This window comes from Ureibacillus sp. FSL K6-8385 (genome assembly GCF_038593155.1).
GTDB classification, from domain to species: domain Bacteria; phylum Bacillota; class Bacilli; order Bacillales_A; family Planococcaceae; genus Ureibacillus; species Ureibacillus terrenus.
Genome location: NZ_CP151968.1, coordinates 1327893 through 1346802 on the forward strand (window position 1 = coordinate 1327893; position 18910 = coordinate 1346802).

Below are 18910 nucleotides of genomic sequence, written 5' to 3' on the forward strand. Positions count from 1 at the left end.
TACAGAGTTCTGCAACCGAAAAGTGCAGAGCTTTTCATTATATAAAAAAGACTTGCCAGCCCCTAAAATCCCCTCCGCCACTGTTACGATTGTGAAGAATAAAACAGTGGAGTGATAAAAAGGATGCTGGCAATGTCCGACACTCATCCTATCAAACATTTACGTGACAAAAAAAGCGCGATCCTATTCTCGTTGTCATGCATTCATCGGCCAGTCTTTGTATTGCTGCTCGGCTTGTTCCATGAATTTGTTTGTTAAGAATTGCAATTGTTGGCCGGTAATTTTTTCTTTCATGAGTACTTGCTTGACGGCTAATTTCACTTTAGCGTAAACATCTCGACGGTGAGGACTTGTCCAGTCTACGGCTAATTGTTTCTTTAAGGCTTTAACCACCTTATGGATTAAACTAGCAAGAAACTCGTTTGAGAACGCTTCCTGCTCCATAGCAGTGATCGCTTTGTAAAATTCAATTTCTTCCTCTGACAGTCCTAAGTCGTGTCGCTTGCGTATTTCTTCTTCCATTTCTTTGCGCATTTTAATCATAACCCTGACCACATCGGCAGCCTGAATAACACGATTATGATAATCCCTTAACGTTTTCTCTAGAAGTTCGCTTAACGCCTTTGACTGTGGGCTTTGGCTAAATGTCACTTTGATTTGGTCCTCTAAAAGTTTTTTCAGCAACTTTAAGCGCAAGTCTACATGCTCTTTTTTCGTTAAATCTGCCAAGAACGCATCGTCCAATATGCTGATATCTGGGCGTTCAATTCCTGCTATTTGGAAAATGTCAACCGTTTCTTTCGCTAATAGACTATTGTCAATAAGTTCTGATAATCGCTCTTCTAATGTTTTATTTTCCTTAGATCCCCCAGTTGACGGGCGTAAATGTTTGCGAAGCTGTGCTTTCATCATGAAATAAAGCATGACCTCATCTGCAAGTTCAAGTACTTCCGGTTGATGTTTCACCAACTGATATGATTTTTCCAGTTTAGTGGCTGCTTGGATATATTCCTCGGGATCTCGGTTTAAAAGAATGTTAACAAGATCTGCAATGAAGTCTTCGCGCTCTATCTTTGGTTTTGCGCGCCAGTTTTGAACATCATTCTTGCTTGGAATAAATCCCCTTACTGCCTCCAGATGATCCATAAAGATGTTAACGGCCTCTGAAATATCATAAGTAGGACTTCCCGTTCCGCCGCTTTGCGTATATTTATGAGTTGCTTCTTTCAGGGAAGTGGCGATACCAATATAATCAACGACGACTCCACCTTCTTTTCCCGGAAACACACGGTTTACACGGGCAATAGCTTGCATAAGATTGTGTCCCCTCATTGGCTTATCGACATAAAGGTAAGAAAGCGGTTTGGCGTCCATTCCTGTCAGCCACATATCGACGACAATGACAAATTTCAAAGGGTCTTCTGGGTCACGAAGTTTGGCTTTCACTTCTTCTTGCTCTTTTTTCGACTTAATATGCGCATATTTGCTTCCCGGTGGAACCTCTCGCCACTCTTTAGGATCCTTTGATACATCTCCTGTCATAATCACTTCAACAGGAGGGCATTCAGGAATTTCTCTTAGATAGTTATACAAATCCACCGCAATGCGCCGGCTCATGCAGACAATCATCGCTTTTTGAAACGGATTGGCGACTTGGTTAAAATGTGATACGATATCTTTGGCTAAACGACGGAGCCGTTTTGGAGTACCGACGACTTTTTCCAGAGCGGCCCATTTTCTTTTATAGTTCTCTGACTCTTCATCGTCTCCCCCTGCTTCTTCGATAATTTCTCTGTATTTTTCATCAATGTCCTCAGTAGATAAATCAAGCGGAATTAGGCGGCTCTCATAGTAAATGGGCAATGTCGCTTTGTCTTCGACCGCCTGAGCCATATCGTAGCGGTGGATAATATGTCCAAAAATTTCTTCTGTATTGTTATCAACAAAATCGACCGGGGTTCCTGTAAACCCAATATAGGAAGCGTTCGGCAAAGCATAACGCAACTGAGCGGCAAATCCGCCCGCAAAACCGGCTTGGGTACGGTGTGCTTCATCGGCAATCACAACAATGTTTCGTCTTTCCGATAAAACAGGGTGTCGGGTTTCTCCTTCTTTTTTACGGAATTTTTCAATAGTGGAGAAAATAATTTGTCCCGCTTCCCCTCTCAGTAATGTCCGCAACTGTTCGGTATTTTCCGCGTGATGCACATGGCCGATGTATGATTTCCCTTGCACAAACGTATCATGCAACTGTTCGTCTAAGTCATTACGGTCCACTTGAATGACAATAGATGGGTTTTCCATTTCCGGATGGCGCGATAAAATTCCTGCGAAAAATAACATGCTTAGCGATTTGCCTGAACCAGTTGTATGATACATTACCCCGATTTTTCGATCTCCATCCGGCCGCGTTGCACGGATCGCTTCATTGACAGCGAAGTTTACGCCAAAAAATTGGTGATATTTTGCGCCAATTTTTGTAATTTTACTTCCTTCCTCCAAAAAGACAATAAAATTACGAATATAGTTTAGTAGACGGTCTTTTGGAAATAATCCTTCAATCAGCGTGCGCATCGTATTGGCGCGGTTGTTATCGACATTTCGCCCATCAATCGATTTCCATGAGGCAAAGAAATCGTAATCGGCAAACGGCATCCCATGCTTCGTTTCCACGTTATCGGAAATGACAACAAAAGCGTTGTAGTTAAATAATTGCGAGATATCATACGTATAGTTTTGGATTTGGGTATATGCATCATAAACAGTCGCTTGCTCGTTGTTTGGATTTTTTAACTCAAATACAATCAGTGGTAAACCATTAATATATATAACGATATCTGGTCTACGGGACATGCGCCCTTCAATCGGCAATTGATTGACCACTAAAAAATCGTTGTTCTCCGGATGTTCCCAATCGATTGGGAAGACATGAGGCGTGTACGTTTCATCGTTTACCTCATAAGAAAATTCAAGTCCTTTTGTCAACATTTGGTGAAAATGCATATTCCGATTAATCAGTTTTACCCCATCCGGCGCCGTTAAAATTTGAGCAAGCCTTTTGATTTCTTGTTCCGGTATGACCGGATAAGCCTTCTTTAAGAAGGCTTCCAACCGACCGTAAAGAACTACCTCGTGAAGACTGTCCCGCTCTCCACGCTGAAACAATTCCTGCGCATGAAGATAGTCATAACCTAACCGTTTTAAACGTTCAATCGTCGTCTCTTCAAATTCCGTTTCACCTAGAGGTCTCGTCATGTTGCTTGCACCTCCTAGTCGAATGTAAGTCTATTTAAAGCACTTCTTCTACTTGTTTTTCTGCTTGAGATACATCAATTTCACCGGATAAAAGGCGGGGAAGGAGATAATCTCTTAAATTTTCTAACTCAATATTATTTAGAGAATTTATTTTAATTAAGTTGAATATAGATTCAACCTTATTATTGAATCCCGTCATAACCTCATTTGTGGGCATTAATAATTTAATCCGAGAAAAATCACCTTTATTAAGATTTAAAGTTGCTGTGCCTCCACTTCCTAATGTAACAATGTTATCCGATATACTTTTAAAAAATAAATAAACGAAGTAAGGACTAACTCCCTCTTTACATACAACACTATTAATCTGTTGATTAGTCTGACTCATTTCAGAAGTTAACACTACTAATCCCGGTGTTGCTATGCAACTGACACAAACGGTATTTGGTGGCAACATTTTATTTTTTTGAGATTGTGCCCCTAATTCAGATAGCATAGTTTCTGTTTTCACAATATATACATTACCATGCATATCAGGAATCTTGATGAAAGGTATTTTATCTCCATAATATTCTTTCACCTTGGTTGAAGGAGTCTTACCAGTAATCACTTCACCTAGATCCTTTACTTGTATTACTTTCCACCCCTTCGGAATCATCCCTAATTCTGACTCCACAAACTCCTCATCTTGAAATGGTCCAAAATCAACAAACCAATGCTTGTAAAGTGTCATGGCCATTTCTTCGAGGGTTTCGTTCATTTTTAAGTTCAGTTCTATCTTTTCATCAATACTTCCAAGAATTGAAGCAATCTTTTTCTGAATATCAATAGGTGGTACTGGAATTGGTATTTTTTTTAATTCAGAACTTTTTATCCCAATAACTGTTGTCCCTGAAGAACGAGAGTGTATTCTATGTTGCATCAAAGGGGATTGAAGCATATATTTTAAAAATCCATTATCAAGTACATTTACTTTCCCTCTCATGGTAATAATCCTTTGGGCCAATGCCACTTTTCCATCAAAACATAACTGAGCAACTTCTCCCAATGGTGCTTCTGTCGTCATGACGACATCCCCTTTTTGCGGGATTCCTCTAGTCATCCATTTATCGTAATCTTCAAGAGCAATAAATTCATTCGGAGTGTTAATTCTACCGTTTTTTACTATTTTTGCTGTGATTAATGGTACACCACTTGCTGTTTTTTTCGGTGTCTTTCCTCTATAATCAATAAATTTTTCTACCACTTCTTCTAAGGCAAACTCTTTCCACTCAATCACATTAATTCCTCCAAGTCTTTCTTAATCTTCTCTTGAAGGCGATTAGACTCTTCAAACTGTTCTAAAAGCCGCTGAGTTAACTCAGCCATTTTCTCTTCAAATGGTATATCATCTTCATCCGATACTTCTGTTCCAACATAAATTCCCGGTGTTAATTTGTAGTCATTGGCTCGTACTTCATCAATTGTTGCAACCTTACAGAACCCAACAACGTCTTCGTATCCTTCAGCCCCTTCGTATTTGTAGGCACGATAAACGGCTGCGATTTTATCAATTTCTTCTTTAGATAACGCTTTTTGCTTACGACTAACGAGGGTTCCCATTTTACGAGCATCGATAAACAAAATTTCATTTTTTCTTGCACGATAGCCGTTTTTGCCGTTACGGTTTTTGCTTAAAAAGAATAAGCAACATGGAATGCCTGTGGTAAAGAACAGTTTTTCAGGCAATTGAACAATGCAGTCAATATATCCTTCATCCACTAATTTTTGACGGACCTCTTTTTCCTCTTTGACATTCGTCGTCATGGCTCCGTTTGCCATGACAAATCCTGCGGTACCCGTATCGTTTAAATGGTATAGGAAGTGCTGCATCCACATATAGTTTGCATTGCTGTTTGTAACTGGCCCGATTAAGCGCGGGTCATTTTTTGATAAACGATCTGCTCCCCAGTCTTTTTGGTTAAACGGCGGATTGGCAATCACGTAATCGGCCTTTAAATCAGGGAACTGATCGTTTAACAGCGAGTCTCCTAAACGAATTTCCGCATTGATGCCATGCAATAAAACGTTCATTTTTCCAAGACGTACGGTCGTTACTACATTTTCTTGCCCGTAAAACGAAAGAGCATGCTTGTTTGGCGCATATTCTTCACTTTGGATAAACATCCCGCCGCTGCCGCACGCTGGATCAAACACAATCCCGCTTTTCGGCTCCAGCATGGCAACAAGCAACTTAACGATACTGGATGGCGTAAAGAATTCTCCGCCTCTGTTGCCTTCAGAAGCAGCAAAAGAACTAATAAAATACTCATATGTACGACCTAATATATCTACACTGTCATCCGTATTGGCGCTAAATACATCACGGGAAAAAATTTCGATTAATCCTGCCACGTTTTCAGGCGGTAGGTTCGAACCTTGGTAAATTCGCGGCAATATGCCTTCCAGTTCTGGGTTTTCCTCTTCGAGACGCTTCATCGCGTTATCAAGAATCTCTTTAATATTCGGTTGCTTGGCGTTTTTCATAATATAAGACCAACTTGCTTCTTCAGGCACGACAAAGACGTTTTCCGCCTTATATTGGTCCGGGTCAGTGATGATGATTTGCCGCATTTCATCATCTTCCGTATACCAATCGCTGCTTGGATCTTTTACGATTTGCTCTAATTCTTTTCGACGCTGTTCGTATTTATTAGAAAGATAGCGCAAAAAGATTAACGGAAGTACATAGTGTTTATAATCAGCAGGAGCCACACTCCCACGCATTTTATTGGCTGCCTCAAACAAATCTTTCTGAAAATCGATGTCTGCTTTTACAGTCATACTCTGCCTCCTGTTTCTTTATCTTTTTCATACTAGGATTTGTTGAAAAACAAAAGTAAAGACTTGAAATCATTAGGATGCTCCAAAGTATTCCAACTTTAATTATACAGCGTTCCATACAACTTAGAAATATTATAACAACTTCAACATTTTACCAGAAGATGCAAAATAGTTTTTATAAATGTATTCTGATAAAGCTAATGCATCATCCTGTATTTTCTCCACATCCCATTTATCGTTGGATAAACACTTCTTTGCGGTTAGAACAATATTTCTATATCCTTTCTTTATTTCCCAATCATACGCAAAACTGACTTGTTGATTAGCTTCCATAAGTATGTTCCGGATTGTTTCAGCATGATCCTGTCTGCGTAGCCAGATGTTTGGCTCTCTTTGCCCATGACCGTCACAACTCATAGAAGTATATAACCCGACTTTATTTAATGCAAATACTAGACTAGCAATGCCGCTATCCAAATCCAATATAGAGAGGTCATTGTCTGGATTTTGATTCCATGTAACTGGGACTTCTTGTGGTCTGAAAACAGAAAACCAGTTCCATCCTTGTCGATGAAAAAACTCTATTTGCTGGAATAGTGCATCCGAAACGAGGGTATTCGGCTTCAGCCGTATCCCTTGTTCGCCAATGCTAACGCCTATTTGTAATGCTGTTAATAAACTGACCATTTCGATGAAGTTAGATTTTGAACACCATAGATCCAAAATTAATTCCTCATCTACTACGTTCACCCAAAATCCTCGTCTTCTTAAACTATTTCTTAATTCAAGAAGAAGTTTCTTTTTCAACACTCATTCCCCCTGCTTTGTCATTGGTCGGATAAAAGTTCCGATGCCAAATTTTTGATAAGCATCAAAGTATTTTTTCTTTCTCTCTTCATAAGCTTTGCGAATTAATTCATCTGCCTCTTCCAATTGTCTAATCATCTCCTGTTGCAGCTCAATAGGAAGCAAAGGCAGCTCAATGGAGCGAATATCATTTGGAGTTAAAACTGTTGCAATAGATCCGCTTTGATGAGCTTCAAAAAAGTATTGGCCAATCGGACTTTCTAAGAAACGTTTGACGTAGACAGGATCGACTTCTTTTGTAGAATGAAGGCGAATGATAATAAACATATTCGATACTAAAATCGTTCCATCGTATTCCGGAACAATGGCAATTTTCTGTTGGGTTCCCCTGCTTGACACTAAAATGTCCCCCGGCTGTGCGGTAACACGCTGTACATCTCTTGTTTGAATCGGAAATTCATCAATGGTTTCAAATCGTATTTCTCCATTTTCGATATCTCGTATTTGAATAACAGGGAATAACTCCCCGTCTGCACTTTCGATTTGTCTACGGGTTGGAAGATTCACGCCGCGGATGACCTCCGCAATGTCCCCGATCTGCACAAGGTTTTCCGCTTCGCTTTCGTATTTTTTCTTATTAAAGACGATCTTGCCGAATTCTGTGTCCAGTTCCACATGAATGAAGTATAAGGATGGGTTTAAGTCCCAATTATTTTCGGCAATTTCATCTATAGTAACAATGCGTGAGTATTTTTCTTTGTTTTCATATTCCTCGAGCGTTTCAATAATTTTCTGGACATGTTTGGAAGTCAAATATTTCTGTGTTCTTGTCCGCTCATAATCCCCTTCGGCATTAATAAATTGCACTTTGCCTTTTTTGTGGCTTGGTTTATGTTTATTCAATAGAAGAAGCGCCACCTGAATACCCGTTCCGCTAAATAAATTGTTTGGAAGGGAAACAATGCTTTCGATTACATCGTCTTTTAATAAGATGGAGCGAATTTTTCTTTCTGCCGCACCTCTAACCAGTGTTCCAAAAGGAACGATTAATGCCGCTTTCCCTTCCTGATTTAAAGACGCCAATGCATGTAATATAAAGGAATAATCTCCTTGTGATTTAGATGGAAGATCATATAATTCAAATCGATGATAAGGGTCATTGATGGCAAACTCATATCCCCAATCTCTTAAGCCGAATGGGAAATTCATCATAATATAGTCAAATTGCATCAGACGCCCATTTTCGAGCCATTTCGGGTCACGAATGGTATCACCTAATTTCATATCCCCCTGTTCTGGCAAGATATGATTGACAAACAAATTCAGCTTGCCAATAACATATAACTCTTCGTTAATCTCTTGTCCATAAACAGAAATATCTTTTCCTTTGCCTTTAGCGTATCGGTAGGCATCAACCAGTATATTTGCAATTCCAGCGGTTCCGTCATATACGGATCCCGTAATTGGCTTTAATGCCTGAATCATTAGCTGTGACAGGCCATCAGGTGTGAAGTCATAACCTTTTGAAGATGCAAGCAGCTCTTTTATTAATGTTTCAAAAAAAACTGTCGTAGCCTCGTTATTTTGATACTCCGTTTTCGTTAATCCATATCGTTCAAGAAGGACCACTAATTTATAAAGAGTGGTTTCCTCGATGTTCTTGAATGTATCGTTAAGAAACACGCCAGAGAGTGAAGGCTCTATGCTTTCAAGCGTACGGTATAAAGATTGGATGGTCTCTTTTACATTTCCGCGGCGATTTTTAAGTTCTTCCCTTGTTATGATGTTTGTGAGCTTCTCACCATATTTTTCATTCTCCATGGCAAAAAACAAAGTATACAGCTTTAATAATTCGACTGTTAATCCTTTTTCCTCTTCAATTTCTTTCTTATTAAATTGATTTTCTAATTCATGAATAAATTGCAACGCTTTGTCACGGCTCATTATTTTACCCCCCCAATTTTTAAATAAAGTATTCTTAATTCCTTTTTATTTTTCGTAAAAAAAAAAGAAACTTCCTTATGCAATAATTCCATTGTCGCAAGGATTGCCTTCAAAGACATTACTTCTAATGAAATAACTTATGGTTGACCATCTCTGTGTTTTTAATGTAACATACAACAAAATTTTTGTAAAGGGTATTTTTAATTCTTTTTTGACTCTGTTATAATTCCTCTATAAAAACAAGAATTATGAACTATAATTTGAGCTACAACAAATGATATAAGGGGATTTTATTCCATTACCTATCAAATTACGTGAAGGCATGGATCAAAAATTCGTCAACTCCTTTCCGCCAAAGAACTGACCCTTCTGGAATGAGAAGTAGGACTCATTCAACGGCAGCATTCCTTAACTGCTAAAGCCTTCCTGACGCTATGTGCATAGGGAGATAGTTTGCTCGGGAGTCAGTCGCTTCAGCAGCTATGCGCCGATTTAGCGCTCTGGCATGGTTGCTCCCTCCCTGTTCCAAGCTCGAATGTATTGGCATCAACGGGAGGGAATCGAGATCAGTGAACGGAAAGCACCCGATCTCCCCCGATCGTATTAGCATCGGTTTCTTTTGCATTCTCAAACGATGAAAACCGATCTTCCCTCTCTCCTGTCTCTATTAAGAAAATACGCGAGGAAAGGCTGAAGGAAGAGAGTGGAAACGGCATCGAATCTTTTAAAGAAATTGGAGATATGACAGGACAGGTTATGGATATAAATGCCAAATAACCCTCAGGAAGAGGGTTATTTGGCATGCCTAACATTTTATTTTCTCTTCATCATTTAATGTGTATTTTAAACATGCGTATCATTCTAAAAAATTTTACACCGCTAACTTGATGGGGATGGGATTTTATCCCCTCTCATAGATGATAACGCATCTTGGATTTTGGAATCAATTTTTACTCGTTCTTGCACCATTCGATGTATTTTTTCATAATTCTTCACGAAACAAACTCTTCACAACTTCATACTGTATTATTTCTTTATTTTTCTAAAATCATCTATATACCTTTCTTGATTTTGTTCATTTATATATTTCCAAAATCTCCATCCATTCGTAGAAGTATTATCCTTACCGCTTAAATTATATTTTGCTTTATCTGCAGCGGCTGAAACAGATAAAACTTCACCATTGTAATGCACCTGTTGAGTCTCAATATCAAATATAGCTTCCACTTTTTTATTATAATAACTAGCGAATATTTTTATATTCCCTTTTGTTTTTGGTGGTTGATAGAAGAGATCTACTATCTTTTGTTCTTTTGCTATAATATATTTCTCAATCAATTTGAAAATTGCTTCCGCTCTTTTTTCTAAAAATGCAATATAAAAGTCATCATAGGCACCATCTATTATTTCTATAGGTATTAAATGATTTTTTAAACTCTCTACAATATTTGGATTAATTTTCATCAACTCTTTAAGATATTGTGATGGAGATTTCTTTCCAATTTTTATGTTTGTGATTTTAGGAATCAATGTCCTGTTCGCTACACAATCTATTAGTGATAATATTTGTTCATTATCTTTAAATTTATTTTTAATGTATTCTTTAGGGAAGATATGATGATCTTCTAACTTGCTATTTAAGTGTAGCTGACTTGAATTGCTCCAATCTATTAAACCTTTCGATGCAAAATTTATAAGGTTTAAAATTCCTTTATAAATAACATTTCCTTTTTTAGAGAAAGACAAGATATCTTCGGGCGAAGTGATTTGAATTTTTAGGCGACTAAAAAAAGCTTTATCACTTATCTTCTTATTTTGAGCAATATTAGAAAGAATAGATGCATCTTGAATTATAGCTTCATTAGAGCCTGAAGAATACCGTTGAGCAAAGATTGATGACCAATACCAGTATTTAATAAATTCGTATTGATTTTCATTCATCTGAGAAAAATCAGTTTTATGGATAGAGCGCAAAAAGATAATTAAAGGTATCAACATGTTTTCATACGGCATCCATTTTTGAGAAATTATGAATCTCTCTTTAAAAAGAAAATCAAGAACTTTTCTATAACAGTCACAAACCTCATCCCAATACATATTGAAATGTTCGTAGTTTAAATTGGATAAAATATAATTTCGATCAACTTCTTTGCCATTGCTTACAATATAGGAAATGGTACGAACAATTACCTCTCGATTAAAATAATAATTTGGAAAACCTGACTCTAGTTCTTCGATTTTTTGTCTTAAATTAAATCCTTTGTATAACTTGGCTGCCAAAATATCTATAAAGTTAAGCTGAATACCTTTGCTATTGCTTCGTTCGAAAAAAAGAGCAAATTTCTCCGTATCCATATTTAGCAAATAATATGAAAGTAATTTGTCACTTTTGAAGAGTTCTCCTAGCTTTACGCATATCATTCGATATTTTATAAACGCTAGTTTCAATTCCTCTTCATCCATACCTGCAATGCATGATAATTTCCCGAAATAATTCTCCTTAATGTCATCATCTAATATATCACCTTTTGATATTAAAAAAGCATCAGATAACTTTACAGAGAGACGATCTTCATCTTCTTGAAGACTAAATTCAAATAACATTTCTTCCAAAGTTCTTTCCCTCAACGCTTTTTCACGAATAGATGTTTCGAGTTCCTCTTCATTTTTCGCAATAAACCATACTTCATCAACACCTGTTAAAGCTCTATAAATAGAAGTAACCCTTTGCTGGCCATCGAGTATAATCCTAAAGTTATTAATTTGGGTCATTCGTTGAATCTCTTCTTTATTAAAAAATTTGGTTGCTAGTTTTCTTCGACTACCTTCTCCCTTTCTAGGTCTTGTATCTATTTCTCTAACCGTTATTTCAAAAGAAGGTTTACCATATATTATAGAACCTATAAAAATGTCCCTAACCAAAGAATCAAAAAGTTCGCATGTTTTGCTTAGCTCCCATACGAAGTCTCTTTGAAATTCTGGTAATAAGATATTTTCTTTATGTATATTTTCGACCAAATCCTTTATCGATTCTGTTTGTTGTGGGGCAATCATTTAAATCCTCCTTCTCCATTATTCATGGTATTATTGTACCATTTTTCAATAACATTCCATAATATGTTTGCTATTTATGATTGGTAAAAATGAGTAAATAAAACCAATCTCCCGTTCTATTTTTTACTAAATGTATATGATTGGTTAAATAGTTATAACTTGCAGCTAATTCCCTCCTTTTCAGTTAGGTTGCTATTAGCGTCGAAAACGTAATCGACCTTGTTGGACGCCCCTTCCTTCTGTTGAGTAGAACAGTTGTTTTATCATAGGTATAAGTCGTGAAATTCCCAGAAGTATCAGTGACGGAATTCAGGTTAGTCTAGAAAATTAAGGTAAATTTTATCTAAATGCCCTATAATTTAAATAAAAGATAACCCTTATAAAGGGAGGTTTAAATCAGAAAGTGGCTACTAATATATCAAATGGAAAATTAGAAAGAATTGCCGTAGCAGCAGTAAAAGCAGAAGCAAATAAGCCTTCTTCCCTATTAATTGCTAATATTTCTGAAGGAGATAAGGGGATATCTTTTGATGGTGAAATACTAGTGTTTAAAGATCACTCAGAGTCCGTTGACTCCTTAATTGGGAAAGTACCTGTTCAGGTAAAAGGTACTTTGGTAGATAGCTTTTCTCAGGGGAAACGGACCTTCCCTTTAGGATTAGATCATTATCGTAACTATTATAATAGTAATGGTGTAGTGCTATTTGTCGTTGAAATACTTAAAACAGGTGAAACAAAAATCTTTTATAAACAATTGCTTCCAAAAGAACTTAGGGAAATAATAAAATGCTATGGTGAAGTAAAAAATCAAAAGCAAAGAAGTGTAACGCTTAGACCACTCAGTGAAACGTCCTTAGATGCTGTATGTAGACGCTTTATCCATGAATCGAAAAAACAACCACCTATACTTATCGAGAATAATCCCTTTAAAGAAGATGAATTTACTTCTTTTGAGTTGACTAGTCTAACCTTTGATCCGAAACGAAAGGAAACAAGTAATATTTTTGAGCATGACTTTACACTGTACGGTATTAAGGAAAACCTAAATGTTCCTTTACATCTTGCCCGGATTCATTCCGTATCAACAAAGTTAAAGGAAACAGTTGTTATAGATAACAATGAATACGAATTTAATTTGAAAATAACAGAGGAGCCAACCAAAAAAATATTCTTGATTGAGGATTCGCTTGAATTAAAATATAACGTAAACGATACGAAGATGAATTTTACTATCCGTAGGCTTGATTCTCTTGCGACTCAACTGAAAATTATTCCTTTTTTAATAGATTTAGTATCTGGAAAAGAAATTTATTTTAAAAACCTTTCCTTCACCTTCGGAAAAGTAACAATTAAAGAAAAACACTTGCTTGAAGAATTAAAAAATCTGTATTCAATGTTTTTAAAGCTACAGAAAGTTTTTCAAAAACTGAATGTTGATGAGAAGACTAAATTTGGAGATAAAGACGGAGAGTTTGACAAAATAGTCAATAAAATAAATCCGCTCGTTCACATGATTCTAGAGAATGATTATAGAAAACTTAAAATTAAAGAACCTGATATACCTAAATTTACCAATTATCAAATATGTGATATACAGCTAATCTTTTTTTATAATCCAGAATCCCAAACTAAGTTAATCAATGCTTTTTCTAGAGATTTATTACAAAAAGATGCTCGGGTGGTAATTGGTGATAAGAGTTATCCGTATAGCCCATATGTATTATTAAATAAATCTGCATTGGCTTATGGTGCCAATATTGACTTTGAAGTTATTAAAGAGTCATTTAATCAATTTGATCCTTTTGTAAGTGAACTTTTTCCCATAACTAATGATTTCTGTTTGCGGTGTATAAATGCTTATGACATTTCAAATAATATTAAACTTCTTGAACTAGCAGAACATATTTATAATAAATATCCTGTTGATGCACCGGGGAAAAACGTAACTTCCGAATTTATTGTCGTGACGATTAATAGACTTCAGATTAAGTTGCGGAAAGAAGGACGTTTATCTGATGAGGAGTATCAACAGCTAATAAATTTAAGAAATTTTTCAAAGGATAATCTAGAAGCACAGTTTTGTACAAGTGTGTTACTAGAAAGTAAAACAGAAGCTAAGCTGATCTTCCAACGTTTTGAAAAAAGCAGACAAAAATTTTATGAAGGTCTTCCAATATACCATCTTTATAAAAAGCTTATTGAATAGCAAATACATGTTTTATTAAATAAGTTTATATAATGGGGCTGTCCCAAAAGCAAACATTTTTGGGACAACCTTACTTTTGTTTGTAAAAATACGAAAACCGTTCCACTTTCGACATAAGTTTGGATTACATGCGGGGGGTAAGTAAAGGGATTGTATATGAAGAAGTAACGGAAGGCTCAGACTCCAACAGGAAAAGAAGTTTATTTCGTCTCTTTTAAGACAACAAATGAAGGTATATTAGGACTGTTACTATTTTGGTGGATATTCAAACAAAGAAAGCAATAGGTTTTGTGTATCGTGAATAATAGTATCGAGGAATTGAATAGTTAGAACATTTTATTCTACTTCTCTCTTACATATTTTTCTATCTTTTTCTAGACAAATAAGAACGCGCGTGCTAATATGTATTATAAATTAACTCAATTTATTTTTTGTCTACAATTATCATTCTTTTGTACGAATTATCAAAGTTTATTCGCAATTATTAAGTTAACTTACTGTTTTATCATTTTTTTATCGTTTCACTTTATATTATGTAAACTAAAAAAGAAAATTGATCATCTTCCTTCCTTTCCCATAAGTAACTGTGCTCAACATGGCATTAATGAATAAGTCATTCGTTGAAATTTCTCGGATTCCTTCAAAGCAGCTTCGCCAAGCGATTATTTTGTTCCGATCACGGATGGTCCAACGGATTATTTTCAATCATTTTGCGGCATTTTGGTTTGGCCGTCATAATCTGTTGTTTCTTTCTGAAAATGGAACACGTGCATCAAAAATTTTTGTTTGAGCATTTTCCGGGCCGTTATTGGTTATTTTTATTATCGGATTCAGAATTTTAACAAACCGAAGTTTTTACGGCATTTGCCTTCTGTTCACTTCGGCGTTCCCATCGCGGTTTTCCTTTTCCCGGATACGTATAAATTGCTTTATTATTCCCAAATTTTCCCTATGATTCTGTTTATTCTAGTAACTTATATACCTTTAGTTCGTGTGTTTTTTTGTTTTTTGATTGGTTTGGGGCGGGTTTTGTATTTAACATGGATTATTTAGAACCATGTTTCAATTGAATATAGTGATGGAAAATTATCAATTTGTCGAAAAATATCCATCTTTGCTCTGTTATCTATGCACAAGAACCCGATTATTCATCCATTATAAATGTCCGTCAAACGCCATCCGAACAGTTGAAACAAACGGGCCTTCAATCGAATGGCCGTTTTAAATTCCCCTCCTGTGCGGTCGTTCCGCAACAAATACCATTTCATCTCCCGTCACATCCTTTGCATGGATTCATGGATTATTATAAATTTTCTCCTGATTCCCGGTTTACCGACAGGACGCTTTAATATGTATGCAACCGATATTTATGGATGCTGTTTTTTTCATCATACAACACTTCCTCCCGGTGATACTATTAAGGGACTTCATGTTAACAATTTGTACCCATTTTCGACTGATCCGGTCGGATTCTTCCGATTAACCTTGACAGCCGCGCGCTTTTCCTGAAATCCATTCCCCTGCCCTTCTTCCCCGCCAACAAAAAAAGCGCCTTCTCCCTGATAAGGAAAATGGCGCTTCAACAATTCTGCTCAATTAAGTTTTGAAATGGTCAAACCTTTAAAGTTTGACACCGTCAAAGTATTTGTCACATCGCTGACCCAGATGACCGCGTCTTCGGTCGTTCTGATGAACACCCCGGTGCTTTGGCCATTCCGGTCGGTAATCATGATGCGGTCTCCGAAACGGAAATAGGAAAGAGAATCTTTGAAAGAGTTTTCGATGGACTCCAGCCGCTTGGAAAGGCTGGTCAGATTATCGTTCAGTTGATTCGTCAGATTTTTCATTGCTTCCTGGAAATGATTTCTCCCTTTTTCGGCTTCTTTTTTTATATCTTCACACTGCTGTTGAACTTCGCTTAAATGCTTCTTCATCTGACGGAATTCTTTATGCATTTCAGAAACGCGTTCCATCGATTGTTCATATTGTTCCAACATCCTGTTCATTTGGCCGGCCGTTTGCTCATGGATTTCTTCCATCTGTTCATTGATCTGATTGTATTGATTGCGGATGAACTGCTGTTGCCCCTGAATTTTTTCATCCACGTCCTTCGTGATCTGCGGCATGTCTTTCCTGAAAAATTCCGAAAAGGCTTCCAGCATGTTTTCCTGTTTTATCACCTTTTCCTTTAACCAGCCTATCTGATTCTCTATCGACTGTATCGCCGCCTGATGCAAGACCGCCTGATTTTCGCTGAACTCCCGGATTCTGCCTGTTGCAAACCGTATCTGATCATGCAAGCTGGCGTAATGCCGGCCGATGAAATGTTTCAATTCATCAAAAGGGCCGGACGCAAAGAAGGTTTGATTGTTCCCGATGACTTGCCTTCCATTTTCAGTTTTATAAAGATGATTCATTTCCGGTGAAAAATATACTGAGCTTTTCATATGCGTTCTCCCAGGTTTAACGTAGTCACTATACTTTATGGGCAAACATCCGGGATGGAAAGGGCGGACGCCTAAATCGGTACCGCTTGTCCCCGCAATCAATCAGCCGTATTTAGTCGTAAATTTCCAATAAGAAAAGGTCAAACCTGTAGCTGCAAGTCTGACCTTTTCCGGCAAAACATTATGCTTTTGCGATGGTTACCCCGTCAAGATCTGTTCTGGCGAGTGTCAAGCTTCCTCCGATATCAGTCACCCAAACCAACGCGTTGTTATCGATCGCTAGAAAAATGCCAAGTTGATCTGCAAATGAAGGGCTTCTTACAATGATTTTATCACCCAATTGGAATTTGTTTTGCATATTTCTGGTCACCTCCATTTTTGAATCTACTATATAAAATGCAGTTTCAAATAAGAGGAACAGGCAGATGTACTAGATTCTAGTAATTTTTTGATAAAATCAAGCCCCGCCGACCGGTGCCCATATTCTATCAATACGAATCATGAGAGGAAAAAGATGGCTTCAATCGTTTTCCCTCTATGAACCGGACAGACTATATTTCATATAACAAAACTAGTTTTCATCCAAAAAATGATGCTTGCATGTCCAGATCAATCTTGTGGAAAATGTTTTTCGCAAAAAAATGATTATATAAAAATGAATACTGCAGCAATTCCCCCGAATCATTTATATAAAATCCCCATTTACGCTTCCTTTTGCAAAAAACTCCGGATTTGCCGGCGATCCCTTGTTAATTTTTGTAAAAACACCCTGTCAGGATTTGAATTTTTTGTTAAAGAAGCAATTAAAATATTCATTATAATGAAATAAAATTCATAAAATTTATAAGGCAAGTTGATTCTACATAGGATTTCTTCCCTTCTATATATGGATTCTATGTTTTTTCTATAAATATTTTATAAATTTGAAGTAGGCTGCTCCGTTTTCAAGGGGTATAATAGATTTATGGAGGTCGAACATGTTAAAAATCAAAAAAATCGAATTTATCAAAGCCGTATATGATGAATCTTTATCCCATAATATTTTTTCCATAGCCAATATCTACTTTTCGAACTATCCGCCCATTTTAGGTGCGTTGATATACTGGAAGAAAAATAATTCGCGCTCCGAATTTACCCGTGAAGGCGAATATAAATTCTATTATAATCTCGATGATATTACTTATTTTGCAGCTGTGAAATTTCCCAAACATACAAAATTGACCCGGGACCAAAAACAGGAACTTTCCTATATTCTGCTGGATGAACGGGGATCCATCGGCACTTATACATTCAAAACCCACCCAAGCCGAAAAAAGCGGTTTAATCCGAAAAAAACGCTGGAAAAACTGAACATCCCCGAAGACTTTGACGTCACATCGATTCCCGTCCATTACGGGCCGATCATGGATGAACAAAGCGTAAAAGAAATTCAAAAACTTCATCCGAATTGGTCAACACAATTTATCATCGATTATTGTTACTGGCGTTATCGGCTGATTAAAATGCATCCTACTGAATTCGAACCATATTTGAAATATGTGGATTTCGCTTATGTCTGCTATGCATGCGACCAAATCACGGAAAAATACTTGATTGATCATTTGGATCTGGTCGACGTTTCCGCTTTGCAGTACAACTATCCCGTACTTGCGCGGCTTTCTGCATCTTTCAAAAAGTATATGATTGAGGAATTGGTCCGTAACAATCAGGAAATCAACCCGCATTTTTCGGATGAAATCGACAAGTTTATCGAAGATGATACGTATTTCAGTGAATATGCGACCATCGATTTACTGGATGAGGACTTGTTTGATGAGGAAGAAGAAAAAGTAGAATTCCAATTTTTCGAGTTCGACCGTGGTCCATACAAGTGGCCGGGCAGCGAACATCTGGTTACAGGCATTCCTTCCCTCGCCTGCCAGTTGTATGACGACATGGGATTCAAAAAGCCGACGAACGAAGAAATGGATGAACAATTTGCCAAATATAATGAACAGCAAATTTCGCTGATCAGCGCCATTTTGGAGCCCCATTGGCTGAACCGGTACAAAGACCGGATCGATTGGAAAGCGGCCTGTTTATACAACAAACATTTGACGGATGAGTTTTTGACGGAACATATTGATTACGTGGATTTTGAATGTCTGGGGAACAATCTGAGCTGTGTGTTGTCCGAGGGATTCATCGAAAAATATATAAACCAGTTCAACCATGACAAACCGGTCCCGCTAATTATCCGGTTTTTAACGGCGCAGATGTATTTAAATCACAAAGATAAAATCAAAGTGAACTCCGAATTGCTCTACCAATATTATGACAGCATCGGAGCTCCGGAGTATCAACGTCTCCTTGAGCTGTTGGACGAATAGGCAGC

The 18910-nt window shown here is 37.1% G+C and carries 10 protein-coding genes; 2 read left to right on the plus strand and 8 right to left on the minus strand.

Features of this window, described 5'->3' with window-relative positions; translation table 11 throughout:
* Positions 1-195 precede the first annotated feature (195 nt).
* From NST62_RS06490 to NST62_RS06515, 6 genes are all read right to left on the minus strand, one after another.
* The gene (locus tag NST62_RS06490; RefSeq protein ID WP_342463237.1) at positions 196-3255 is read right to left on the minus strand and encodes a type I restriction endonuclease subunit R; all 3060 of its coding nucleotides are present in this window, start codon (positions 3253-3255) and stop codon (positions 196-198) included.
* Between the two features lie 34 nt (positions 3256-3289).
* Positions 3290-4534, minus strand: a complete 1245-nt coding sequence (locus tag NST62_RS06495; protein WP_342463238.1) for a restriction endonuclease subunit S — start codon at positions 4532-4534, stop codon at positions 3290-3292.
* Positions 4531-6078 (minus strand): class I SAM-dependent DNA methyltransferase, encoded by a 1548-nt coding sequence (locus NST62_RS06500; RefSeq protein WP_342463239.1) that lies wholly within the window; start codon positions 6076-6078, stop codon positions 4531-4533. Before NST62_RS06500 ends, NST62_RS06495 begins: the two co-directional genes overlap by 4 nt.
* A 132-nt stretch (positions 6079-6210) precedes the next feature.
* Positions 6211-6888 (minus strand): hypothetical protein, encoded by a 678-nt coding sequence (locus NST62_RS06505; RefSeq protein ID WP_342463240.1) that lies wholly within the window; start codon positions 6886-6888, stop codon positions 6211-6213.
* Positions 6889-8829 carry an N-6 DNA methylase gene (locus tag NST62_RS06510; protein ID WP_342463241.1) on the minus strand — a complete coding sequence of 647 codons (1941 nt, stop codon included), beginning with the start codon at positions 8827-8829 and terminating at the stop codon, positions 6889-6891.
* 1026 nt (positions 8830-9855) lie between these two features.
* Positions 9856-11883, minus strand: coding sequence for a DUF262 domain-containing protein (locus tag NST62_RS06515; RefSeq protein ID WP_013876931.1), 2028 nt, complete (start codon positions 11881-11883; stop codon positions 9856-9858).
* A gap of 403 nt (positions 11884-12286) precedes the next feature.
* Between NST62_RS06515 and NST62_RS06520 the strand changes: the two genes are divergently transcribed.
* A complete protein-coding gene (locus NST62_RS06520) occupies positions 12287-14089 on the plus strand; it encodes a DUF4365 domain-containing protein (protein ID WP_342463242.1) in 1803 nt (600 codons plus the stop codon).
* A 1592-nt stretch (positions 14090-15681) separates the two neighbouring features.
* Here NST62_RS06520 and NST62_RS06525 read toward each other — a convergent pair.
* Entirely contained in the window at positions 15682-16536 is an 855-nt protein-coding gene (locus NST62_RS06525) for a hypothetical protein (RefSeq protein WP_141602498.1), read from the minus strand.
* A 181-nt stretch (positions 16537-16717) separates the two neighbouring features.
* Entirely contained in the window at positions 16718-16894 is a 177-nt protein-coding gene (locus tag NST62_RS06530; RefSeq protein WP_181733246.1) for a hypothetical protein, read from the minus strand.
* Positions 16895-17513: 619 nt separating this feature from the next.
* Here NST62_RS06530 and NST62_RS06535 point away from each other — a divergent pair.
* Complete coding sequence (locus tag NST62_RS06535) at positions 17514-18905, plus strand: nucleoside-diphosphate sugar epimerase (RefSeq protein ID WP_141602499.1); 1392 nt, start codon at positions 17514-17516, stop codon at positions 18903-18905.
* Positions 18906-18910: the final 5 nt, after the last annotated feature.

Excerpts from the sequence above, each read along its gene's own strand:
- NST62_RS06515 (WP_013876931.1), bottom strand. The coding sequence starts at position 11,883 with ATGATTGCCCCACAACAAACAGAATCGATAAAGGATTTGGTCGAAAAT.
- NST62_RS06525 (WP_141602498.1), bottom strand. The coding sequence starts at position 16,536 with ATGAAAAGCTCAGTATATTTTTCACCGGAAATGAATCATCTTTATAAA.
- NST62_RS06510 (WP_342463241.1), bottom strand. The coding sequence starts at position 8,829 with ATGAGCCGTGACAAAGCGTTGCAATTTATTCATGAATTAGAAAATCAA.
- NST62_RS06490 (WP_342463237.1), bottom strand. The coding sequence starts at position 3,255 with ATGACGAGACCTCTAGGTGAAACGGAATTTGAAGAGACGACGATTGAA.
- NST62_RS06530 (WP_181733246.1), bottom strand. The coding sequence starts at position 16,894 with ATGCAAAACAAATTCCAATTGGGTGATAAAATCATTGTAAGAAGCCCT.
- NST62_RS06535 (WP_141602499.1), top strand. The coding sequence starts at position 17,514 with ATGTTAAAAATCAAAAAAATCGAATTTATCAAAGCCGTATATGATGAA.
- NST62_RS06500 (WP_342463239.1), bottom strand. The coding sequence starts at position 6,078 with ATGACTGTAAAAGCAGACATCGATTTTCAGAAAGATTTGTTTGAGGCA.